At 64.4% G+C, this 10,644-nt stretch carries 7 protein-coding genes; 3 read left to right on the top strand and 4 right to left on the bottom strand.

Translation table 11 applies throughout. The features are described 5' to 3' along the window. Positions 1-199: 199 nt before the first annotated feature. Positions 200-496 carry a recombinase family protein gene (locus tag ACZYX4_RS17335; RefSeq protein ID WP_463878263.1) on the bottom strand — a complete coding sequence of 99 codons (297 nt, stop codon included), beginning with the start codon at positions 494-496 and terminating at the stop codon, positions 200-202. Between the two features lie 342 nt (positions 497-838). Here ACZYX4_RS17335 and ACZYX4_RS17340 point away from each other — a divergent pair, with 342 nt between their 5' ends. Together ACZYX4_RS17340 and ACZYX4_RS17345 are read left to right on the top strand one after the other, a co-directional pair. Next, positions 839-3,250, top strand: a complete 2,412-nt coding sequence (locus ACZYX4_RS17340) for a glycoside hydrolase family 65 protein (protein ID WP_463878266.1) — start codon at positions 839-841, stop codon at positions 3,248-3,250. 1,475 nt (positions 3,251-4,725) lie between these two features. Further along, positions 4,726-6,396, top strand: a complete 1,671-nt coding sequence (locus tag ACZYX4_RS17345; RefSeq protein WP_463878268.1) for a phosphodiester glycosidase family protein — start codon at positions 4,726-4,728, stop codon at positions 6,394-6,396. A 187-nt stretch (positions 6,397-6,583) separates the two neighbouring features. Here the strand turns inward: ACZYX4_RS17345 and ACZYX4_RS17350 are convergent, their stop codons facing one another. Next, positions 6,584-6,916, bottom strand: coding sequence for an exonuclease/endonuclease/phosphatase family protein (locus tag ACZYX4_RS17350; protein ID WP_463878270.1), 333 nt, complete (start codon positions 6,914-6,916; stop codon positions 6,584-6,586). A gap of 23 nt (positions 6,917-6,939) precedes the next feature. Next, a complete protein-coding gene (locus tag ACZYX4_RS17355) occupies positions 6,940-7,899 on the bottom strand; it encodes an endonuclease/exonuclease/phosphatase family protein (protein WP_463878272.1) in 960 nt (319 codons plus the stop codon). A gap of 375 nt (positions 7,900-8,274) precedes the next feature. On the opposite strand from ACZYX4_RS17355, the gene ACZYX4_RS17360 reads away from it, so the two are divergent. Then, complete coding sequence (locus ACZYX4_RS17360; RefSeq protein WP_463878275.1) at positions 8,275-9,783, top strand: esterase/lipase family protein; 1,509 nt, start codon at positions 8,275-8,277, stop codon at positions 9,781-9,783. A gap of 484 nt (positions 9,784-10,267) precedes the next feature. Here ACZYX4_RS17360 and ACZYX4_RS17365 read toward each other — a convergent pair whose 3' ends face one another. Beyond that, on the bottom strand, positions 10,268-10,516 hold the full coding sequence (locus ACZYX4_RS17365) for a hypothetical protein (protein ID WP_463878278.1): 249 nt from the start codon (positions 10,514-10,516) through the stop codon (positions 10,268-10,270). Positions 10,517-10,644 lie beyond the last annotated feature (128 nt).

Here is a 10,644-nt window from a genome sequence, read left to right on the forward strand (position 1 = left end):
CTGACACGTTTTCCGGCGGGTCCGGCTTGATCTGTCAGGAGTACTTCGGGAACACCCCCCACCCCGGATGGGTCACCCCACAACCGACACCAATCCGTTACACAACCACCGGCCAGCGCAAACCTTCAAGAGCGCTTTGAATCAAAAAAAATCAAGCGGTCGCCGACAGTGCCACTCTTCAGAACAGAGCGGTCAACGTCTATTTCCTCGCCGCCCGCGTGGAGTCTCCGCGCTTGAGTCCTGGCCTCGCGCGACAAAGGACGTGCGCGGCTGCGGTGCTGGCGAGTATTCGGACCGTCGCGCACGTTAGCGCGGGCATTCGCCGCAACGGCCAATGGCGCAGGTCCCGGCCCAACCGGTCCAGCTTCCACACCAAAAGGGTGTCCCCGGCGTTCATGCCCTTCAGGCAGGCTGCAAGCTCGTTCGTCGACGAACTCGTCGAAGTCGAACCCGCCGCCGACCAGATGCGCCAGCAACGAGCTGAAGCCGCGACCAACGCCGCACGCGTGGGCTCGTGGGGCTCGCCGAGTTGCGCGCCCGAGGCTGCGAAGACTGCTGGCTAACCCGCCCCGTTGACATCACCGGATTGGACTGCCTAAATTACCTTCATCAGTCGCGGACGTCGCAATGTCCATTCAGTCTCGACTTGGTAGCACCATGGCGTGTGCAGATTGGCCACTTGGCGGAAGGCGCTGTTCGTCTTGGATGGTTTGATTACTGCCGCCGGAGCGCGGGCGACGCGAGACGGGCGCCGACGTCGTGGCGGCCAGCCCGGATGCGTTGCGCGAGCTCCTCGACCGGACCAGCGGACCTGCTCGAGGAGAGGGTGGACGACGCCATGACTGATCCGTGGGTGGTGCGCTACGACGGCTACGACCCCGAGGACGAGGGGCGTCGGGAGTCCCTGTGCACGGTGGGCAACGGGTATTTCGCCACGCGTGGTGCGGTGGCTCAGTCGCGCGCCGACGGTGTCCACTACCCGGGGACCTACGCGGCCGGTGTCTACAACCGCCTGCAGAGCGAAGTCGGCGGCCACGTCGTGGAGAACGAGTCTCTGGTCAACCTTCCGAACTGGCTCGCCTCCGACTTCCGTGTGGAGGGGGGCCCATGGTTCGATATCGACACCACCGAGATCCTCGACTACCACCAGGAGCTCGACCTGCGGCGGGCGGTGCTCACCCGGCGATTCAGGATCCGCGACCACAGCGGGCACACCACGGCGGTCAGCGAGCGACGCCTCGTGAGCATGGACTTCGCGCACGCTGGTGCCCTGGAAGTGACGTTCGTGCCGGAGGACTGGTCCGGCGTGCTGGAGGTCCGCTCCCTCCTGGACGGCAGGGTCGAGAACACGCTGGTGGAGCGCTACCGGGACCTCGCGAGCGACCACCTCGATCTGGTGGAACGCAAGGAGGTCTCCGCTGACTCGGTCCTGCTGGAGATGGTGACCAACCAGTCGGGAATTCGCGTGGCGATGGCCGCCCGGACGGTGGTCAGGCAGGACGGCCACCCGGCCACACCCGAGCGAAGTCTCGTGGACGAAGGCGCGCTGGTCGGACACCACCTCACCCTCCACGTCCGGCGGGGAGAGCCGACGACGGTGGACAAGACGGTCACCCTGTTCATCGACAGGGACCGCGCCATCATCGAGCCCGCCGTGGAAGCGGTCCGGTGGCTGCCTCGCCTCGGCCGGTTCGAGGACCTGCTGGAACGCCATGTGCTGGCGTGGCGTCACCTGTGGACACGGTTCCACGTGGAAATGCCCGGCAAGGAGGAGTGGCTGTGCATCCAGCGCCTCCACCTCCTGCACCTGCTCCAGTCGGTGTCGATGAACACCGTCGACCTTGATGTGGGCGTTCCCGCCCGAGGGCTGCATGGTGAGGCCTACCGCGGGCACATCCTGTGGGACGAGCTGTTCGTCTTTCCCGTACTGAACCTGCGGCTTCCGTTGCTCACACGCTCCCTGCTGCGATACCGGTACCGGCGACTGCCTGAGGCCCGTGCAGCCGCCCGGGAGGCCGGCTACGACGGGGCGATGTACCCCTGGCAGTCCGGGAGCAACGGTGAGGAGGAGAACCAGCAGCTGCACCTGAACCCGGACTCAGGGCGTTGGATTCCCGACCCGACGCACCGGCAGCGTCACGTGGGGATCGCCGTCGCCTACAACGTGTGGCAGTACTACCAGGTGACCGGCGACCACGAGTTCCTCATCCACTACGGAGCCGAGATGCTGCTGGAGATAGCGCGGTTCTGGGGCAGCATCGCCGTCTTCGACCACGCAAGCGACCGCTACGTCATCCGGGGCGTGATGGGGCCCGACGAGTTCCACTCCGGCTACCCCGGGCAGGAGCAGGACGGCATCGACAACAACGCCTACACCAACGTGATGGCCTCGTGGGTGCTTCGCCGGGCCATGGAATCCGTCAACCTGCTGCCGGAGCAGAAGCGTCGCGAGCTCCTCGAGGCGATGGGCCTGCACCGTGAGGAGCTCGAGCGCTGGAATGACGTCGCGCGCCGGCTCTTCGTCCCCTTCCACGACGGCATCATCAGCCAGTTCGAGGGTTACGAGGATCTGGAGGAGCTGGACTGGGATGCCTACCGGGAGAGGTACGGCGATATCCAACGGCTCGACCGCATCCTGGAGGCCGAGAACGACACGGTGAACCGCTACAAGGCCTCGAAGCAGGCCGACGTCCTGATGCTTCTGTACCTGCTCTCCGCGGACGAGCTGCGGGAAGTGCTCGGGCAGCTCGGCTACGACCTCGAACCGGAAGCGATCCCCCGCACGATCGGCTACTACCTGGCCCGGACGTCACACGGGTCAACGCTCAGCGCCGTCATCCATGCCTGGGTACTGGCTCGGGCCGAGCGCAAGCGGGCGCTGGACTTCCTGAAGCAGGCGCTGGAGGCCGACGTGGCCGACATCCAGGGCGGGACCACACCGGAGGCTATCCACCTCGCCGCCATGGCCGGCAGCGTCGACCTGCTACAGCGCTGCTTCTCCGGGCTTGAGACCCGCGACGGCCAGCTGAAGCTGAACCCGCACTGGCCCGCGTCGCTCGGCGTGCTGGAGTTTTCCATCCACTACCGGGAGCACCCACTCACCCTGCGCATTCAGGGCAACGGCGTGGAGGTGGTGGCCGGTCCCGGCATGCAGCACCCGATCCGCGTTGCCTGCCGAGACGAGGTCGCCGAGCTCGAACCGGGGTCTAGGCTGAGCTTCCCTCTGCGAGGCCGAGGAGAGCGAGCATAGGGAGACGGCAGATGAACGACCTCAGGACCTGTTTACAGGTTCTCGGCTCCGGCCACCGTTGACTCCGCGCACTACCGGGGGATCGTCTCTGCACCAGCGAGAGCTAGGAGCGGCTTTGAATCCGGAGGCCAGCTCCCACCGCCAAAACAGCGAGGACAGCGACGCCGGATACTCAGAAGCCGGATGCGCCGATGACGGAAAATGATGGCTGCAGCGGCGGGCTAACTGGTGGGAAGGCTCTGGCAGCAGAGCCCACCAAGTCCTACAACTCGGCCTCGAAGCCGACCCCGCCGACCGACTGGCCAGGCTCAGCGAGCACATGATCTGCTCCGGATCAGTTGCCATGTTATGCCGTTCCCCCCGCATTCCTGCATGAACAGGTATCAGAGCGGACATTCCGGAACGGCCGCAAACCCAGGTCGATCTAAAGAGTAATCAGCAAATCATGTTGTAAGCGGCCTTGGCCTCCATGAAGTGGCGAACGCGAAAACCCGACGGAAGGACGAACGAGGATGAACACCCAGAAGAGACTCCACAGGGCGGTACCCGGTCCGCCGTAGGCAGCCGCTCCCCCACACAACCGAATAGTCCGATTCCGGGACCCACACACCCGGAACATCAGGTCAGAGGCGAGAGTGTGCACAATGTGCACACGAAAAAAGCACCAAAAAAGCCCCTGACCTGCGGAAACACTGTGCCCGAGGTGGGACTCGAACCGGACTCCAGCCCCTGAATTTCCGCCACTCCCGCCGAAACCTCCGCAGTCCGGCCCAGTCCGGCCGATGTACGACCCGGTCCGAAGCCCAGGGTGTGCACATTGTGCACACCCCCTTTCTTGCCCAATTAGTTGCCGGGCCCAGAAGTCTGCCGTGACAGTGCGGGCCACGAAAGTTCCACGCTCTGCGTGATGGGCTCCGCTCTGGCCTAATCTTCTCCGAAGCGTCGGTGACGACTGCTATCAGACACCCACCGAGGTGGCATTGCACAGTTTGGGTGTCGATATGGGTCATGGCCGTTCGTTCCTCGTTTCCGAACATCTCATAGGCGAACGGATATGTAGCGGCATGACTGACACTCACTGGCCGCCCTCGCAGAAGTGGGGCACCCAAGGCTCTGTGTTGCGCCGTTACTTAAGCCTGGGATGACCAATCCGAGCGTTTCGGCCCCTTCGCTTGCGTGGTCTGAGGTGGAGATGCCGTCTTACCGAGCTTCGTGACAGCTCGGGTCCGGGTTTCCTTGAGGGCACTGAGAAAACAACCTGTACCGGGTTCGTGAGACATTTTTGAGAACGTTTCCTCGAAAAACGGGAACCGCAAAGCAGATGTCGTATGACCTATAGTTCGTGAGACTGGCGGACGGCTACGCCAACAACACCGAAGTGAGTGTTGGATCCGCCGTGAACAGATGGCGAAGGCACCGTGAATTGCGGCGTGTGCGTTGAAACCCGCGTCCCCCGGCACCGTAGCGTCACGGTCATGATCACACCCAATCATCGTTTCCGCAATGCTGCCATCGCCGCCCTGGCCGTGACCGTGCCGGTTGCCTTCCTTGCCCCCGCCGGTGCCTCCACGACGGCGCCGGGCACCGCACTCCACGCTGCTGCCGTCACCCCGGACCCGTCCGCCAACCTCGATCTGGGTGCTCGCGGCCTCCCGGAGTCCCGCACCGTCACCACCCTGGCCCCCGGCCTGACTCGGACATCCATCACCCGGGGAACCCCCAACCAGGACTTCTTCTGGACCGCTGAGATTGCCGTTCCGTCCACCTCCCCGGATCCGGACAAGCCGGCGTCAGCACTGTCCACCCAAGCGCGGGCCCAGAAGGTCGCCGACAAGCTCAACGCCGCAGGCGTTGTTGCCCGCGTCGAACATGTCCAGTCACCGCAGCTGGCCGACGCCGGAGGGGATCTCGGCTACCGCGTGCGTGCCGGACACTTCACGGCCAAAGCCGACGGCGCCGCCACAGTGGCTCAAGTCAAGGCGGCCGGCTACAAATCCTCGGTGATCTACACCGGCTGGGACGGCGACGAAAACTCCAGCGAGAACGACCATGGGCCCTGGAAGCTGGAGATCCTCACTATCGACCCCAAGGAGTTCCGCGGCGACCTCACCTCCTCCTTCGGCCCCAACCTTGAGGACCGGGAAAAGACCAGCCAGCTCGCGGCCGCCTCGGGCGCCCTGGCTGCGACCAACGGCGGCTACTTCGTCATGGACCCTGCCGCCGGGGCCCCTGGCGATCCCGCAGGCGCGGCAGTGCGCGACGGCAAGGTCCTCAGCGAGCCCGTCGGGGACCGGCCCTCCCTGGTCATCGGCGCCAAGAACGAGACCTCCATCCAGCGCCTGCACTGGCGCGGCACAGTCACGGCCCCCGGCAACACAGCAACGCTCGCTCTGGACGGATTGAACCGGGTGCCGGGCCTCATCCGCAACTGCGGCGGCACCGACGACACTCCGACGAACCTGCCGCTGCACGACTTCACCTGCACCGACGCGGACGAGATCGTCGCCTTCACCCCCGACTTCGGCGACTCGACACCGTCCGGTCCAGGACTTGAAGCCGTCCTCGACGCCCACGGCACGGTCACCGCCGTCAACAACACCCGGGGCACCGCCGTCCCGGCCGGTGGCCACACCCTGCAGGCCATCGGAACGGACGTCGACAAGCTCGCTGCCCTGGCTAAGCCCGGCTCCAAGCTGAAGGTAGCCACAGACCTCCTCGACGAGGGCGGGAAGCTCCTCAAGACCAGCGCCACCACCGACGTCGTCAACGGCGGACCCACACTCGTCCAAGACGGTGAACTCAACGTGACCGCCAAGCGCGACGGCATGGTCCGCACCGACGACAGTAACTCCTTCTTCTACGGGTGGGTGCACAAGCGCAACCCGCGCACCATCGCAGGCGTTGACGCCCAGGGCCGCACCCTCCTGGTCACAGCCGACGGGCGCCAGACGACGTCCCTCGGACTGAGCATCAAAGAAGCTGCCGATGTGGCCCGCTCACTGGGCATGGTTGACGCGATCAACCTCGACGGCGGAGGATCAACCACCATGGTCCAAGGCGGCCAGGTCGTAAACTCCCCCTCCGACGCAACCGGTGAACGCCCGGTCGGAGACGCACTCCTCATTTTGGCCGGCCGCAAAGGCTAGGCCCGGTCAAACCCCGCCCACGGCACCTGTTGTCGCGGGCGGGGTCTTCTTCGCTAAGCCAGCCGGAACTCGCGCCAGAGCGGGTAGTGGTCAGAGATCCGCCAGGACACTTCGCTGCAGGTGAGCCCTCGGTAGACGTGTGGGATGAAGCCGAAGGTCCCGGCGCGCTGCCCGAAGGTCAGTCCCTTCAGCCGGGAGGTGCCGTCTGGTTGGAGACCCAGGCCAGCTGGTCGTAGAAGTGCTTGGTCATATCATCGTCGAAGATGGTCCGCGGGACGGCGTTCAGTTCGGTCGGCGGCCACAGGCCCGTGGAGATGAACGCTTCGTAGAGCGGGTCGCCGATCCGGTCCAGGTTGAAGTCGCCGAGCACGATGAGGTTGGAGTTCCAGTCGTTGGGCCGGACCGCCCAGGCATGCATCCATTGGGCGAACGCGGTGATCTCAGGTAGGCGCTTGGCGGGTTTCTTGCCCCAAAGGACGTGCACGGAGGCGAGGGTGAATTCCGCCCCGGAGTCGCTCACCGTTGCCGTTTTGCGACTGCACACTAGTGGCACAGCCGTGTTTCTGGGGCCAGCAGGAATTCGCACCAGAGCGGGTAGTGGTCTGAGATCCGCCAGGACACCTCGGTGCGGGTCTTGTCCCGGAAGATGTGCGGGATGAAATCGAAGGAGCCGGCACCCTGCCCGTAGGCGAGCCCCTTCAGCAGGGATGTGCCGTCAGGGTCGGAGAACCATGCGATCTGGTCGTAGAAGTGCCGGGTGCGGTCATCATCGAAGATCGTCCGCGGAACGGCGTTCAGCTCTGTCGGCGGCCACAGGCCGGTTGCAACGAACGCCTCGTACAGTGGGTCACCGATCCGGTCGAGGTTGAAATCCCCAAGCACAATGAGGTTGGAGTTCCAGTCGTTGGGCCGAACCGCCCATCCCCTCATCCATTGGACGAAGGCTGTGATCTCGGGCATCCGCTCGGCTGGGTTCTTGCCCCAGATCACGTGGACGGACGCGAGGGTGAATTCGGTACCGGCCCGGGAGAAGCTGGCTGTGTAGGGGGTGCGGGCGAACTGGCGCTGCGGGTTGTCCTCGATCGGCGGCAGTACGATCTCCCCGACCAGCCCCGAGGGCTGGACCCGTTCGGTGGCGTAGAGGTATGAGAGACGTTCACCGTTGCCAGCGCCTCCCTCCGTCACGTCCGAGACGATGGCCCGCCACCGCGGCCCGAGAGTGGCCAGCAGGCGTTTGAGGGCCTGGGGGTTCCGGCGGGATTCCTGGACGCCCACGACGTCGAAACGGGAGATCACTTCGGCAAGGCAAGCGACCGCGTGCCAGTCACGTGTGGGTGAGTCCCTGGGACCGGCCGTCCACTTGGCCGTCAGGCTGCCAAGGGCACGGATGTTCCACGTCCCGATCAAGAGGTTGGACTCGGCTCTGACGGGGATGGTGTTGTCCAGGGCAGTGCGCAACCGGTCCAGGTCTTCGGCAACGGCTGCCGGCGGCTGTTCCGTCATGCCTCCATGCAGGCAGACTGCCCGCCTGATGGGAACAGCCACACTGGGTGGCGGGCGCTCCATTGACAAGGCCTGTGGTTCTGAGGATTGTCGTTTCTACCGGTCCCGGCCAGCTCCACAAGGTGGCAGCAGCTTCCCTTGAGACAACGAGGGGCTCCCGGATTGATCCGGATGTGGCGCCGCAGGAGTCCCCGCGGCGTCGGACGGAATGGTGGCGCAGGCACCACTTGGGAATCGGGTGCATTCGCCTGCTTGACTAAAGTGCACCTGTTGTCAGAAGAGGTGGATGCAATGGGCTTTCCGGGTGGTGATGGCCGGCTTCCGGTGATCTATGTCCGCGGGTTCGCAGGTGGGGCCGGAGCGATAAACAATGCAGTGGACGATCCGTTTTACGGTTTCAGCCAAGGATCGGTGCACGTCCGCGCTGACGGCAATGGCCGGGCACAATTCCACCAGTTCGAATCGCCGATGTTGCGCCTGATAACGGACCACAAATATGAGGTGCCCGTCCATGGGGACCAGTGGGCTTTCCTGAGCCGTGCCGAAACGGCCTCGGTAAACCCGGCCTCCGTCTGGATCTACCGTTTCTATGACGGGTCTTCGGACACTTTTTCACGGGACCCGGAGACGTTCTCCTTCGAGGAGGCAGCTGCTGACCTGTTCGAGCTGATCAAGCTCGTCCTGGAAAAGACAGGGGCCCCGAAGGTGTTCCTGGTCGCTCACTCCATGGGTGGGCTGATCTGCCGCTCGCTCCTGCAGCGCGTCATACCTGAGGCACTTGCAGACGCCGGGGAGGTGTTCGATCCGGCCGCCGGCACCAAATACGTGGCCCGGCTCTTCACGTATGCCACCCCCCACGGAGGGATAACTTTCGCCATCGGCTTCGGAGTGCTTGAGCGCATCCGGGACGCCACGGCGGTCCAGGGCGCCGACATTTTCGGTCCGGACAGGATGTATGAATATCTGACTCCAGCCCCCGTCCGGTCAACACGGACCCGGGAGAACTTCCTCAGCACCGAAATACCCGACGACGGATTCCCCGTGGATGAAATTTTCTGCCTCGTCGGCTCCAACCCTGAGGATTATGACGTTGCATTCGGCCTGTCCTCGAAGGCCGTTGGCCCCCGCAGCGACGGCCTCGTGCAGATTGAAAACGCCGCGGTCCGTGGGGCGCCGCTGGCCGTCGTCCACCGCAGCCACAGCGGCAGGTACGGGATCGTGAACTCTGAAGAGGGCTACCAAAACCTTCAGCGGTTCCTCTTCGGCGACCTCAAAGTCGAAGTACAGACCGTGGGCTTCACCGTCGGCCGAGATGCACCTCCCGAGGTCGTCTTCCAGCTCGACGTCGGACTGGCTATCCGAGGCCTTCCCGTCCTGGTCCATGAACAAAGCGCTGAACACTACTGCCCCGTTCAAATCGAGCGATGGAGAGAAGGAGACCCCATTGATTCTCCTGTGCCTCTCCTCACCACATTTCTCTCTTCGAAGGCGCCTCGCCCGCGTGTGGGAGGCATCGTGGTGCCGCGGCTGCGCCACGCGCTGAACCTGCGCCTGATGTCCATCACGGAGAGGGACGGCCATTTCTTCTTTGACGACCATCTCGAACAGACGGAGGACTGGCAGGACACGCTGCTCGTCGAGATCGAACCCCCCTCCGAGGGCAGGCTACTGCCCAGGGCCTGGGCAGCATGGAACAGCACCGTTCGGGCCGCGGTTCGGGACTGGGACCCTGAAGACAAGGACTTCCTGGAGGACACCGACCCCGCACCCGAGCATTGGAGCGGGCGGATCGACGTACCAGGAATATCCCGGGACCTGCTCGGTCACAATGCTGGCATCCGCATCACGGTCACCCCGCGCTCACTTGATCTCGGTTCCGCTTGACATGTGGGGTGGAGACTGTCGGTTGTCAGGAGGGCTCTGCCCGGGTCGTGGCGGGCGGCTGCGAGGATGGCGCTTAGAACGTCCGGATGACGATCAGCCTGTGGCCTTCAGGGACCCGGGCCTCGACGCGCACTGGCCATCGAGCGTTACCTGGGGGCCAATACAAGACCGAAAGCTTTCCCGTGCTGACTGCGGCCCTGCTCTTTATCTCGCCGGAGGACTGTAAGTTCGCCATTGTGACCGAGACGGATCAACGCCGCCCTGGTCCTTGGATGAGTTCATGGCGATGCCGCAGGTTGAAATCCGGACTGACATTCCCTCGGGGCCCTAGTTGTTGCTGGGCCTCGGCCGTGCCCGGCGAACGGGAAGGAGCGTGTGGGCAGAATCAGCCGCGGCCAGGAAATTGAGGATGAGACCGGTGAGGACATCCGGTTGTTCCAATGGAAGCGCGTGAGAGGCCCCGGGGACCACGGCCAGCTGGCCTTCAGGCAAGGCCTCGTACAGCGAGACCCGTATGTGGCAGTGCGACCAAATCATCGTCGCCGCCGACGACGAGCACAGGCCGGGCAATTCGCGCGATGTCGGTCGTCGTGAGCGTCGGCTCCGCACCGAACATTCTGAAACTCTTGCTGATGGCCACTTCCAAGTGCTCGGGACCGTCAGGTGAGCGTTCGATGTAGGCCTTGCCCAGTGCCTGCGCAAGCGAAGATTCAGGGTCCATCTCAACGGCCATGGAGCCGTCGAAGTGGTAGTTAGCCTCGATTTTTCATGGTGCTCGTTGATGGCCGTTGATGTGTGGCCGCGGCTGGTGGGCGGTTGTTTTCTGTTTTCGGGCAGTGTGGTGTGGCCTGTTGGTTCGCC

It is taken from the genome of Pseudarthrobacter leeuwenhoeki (assembly GCF_055412885.1).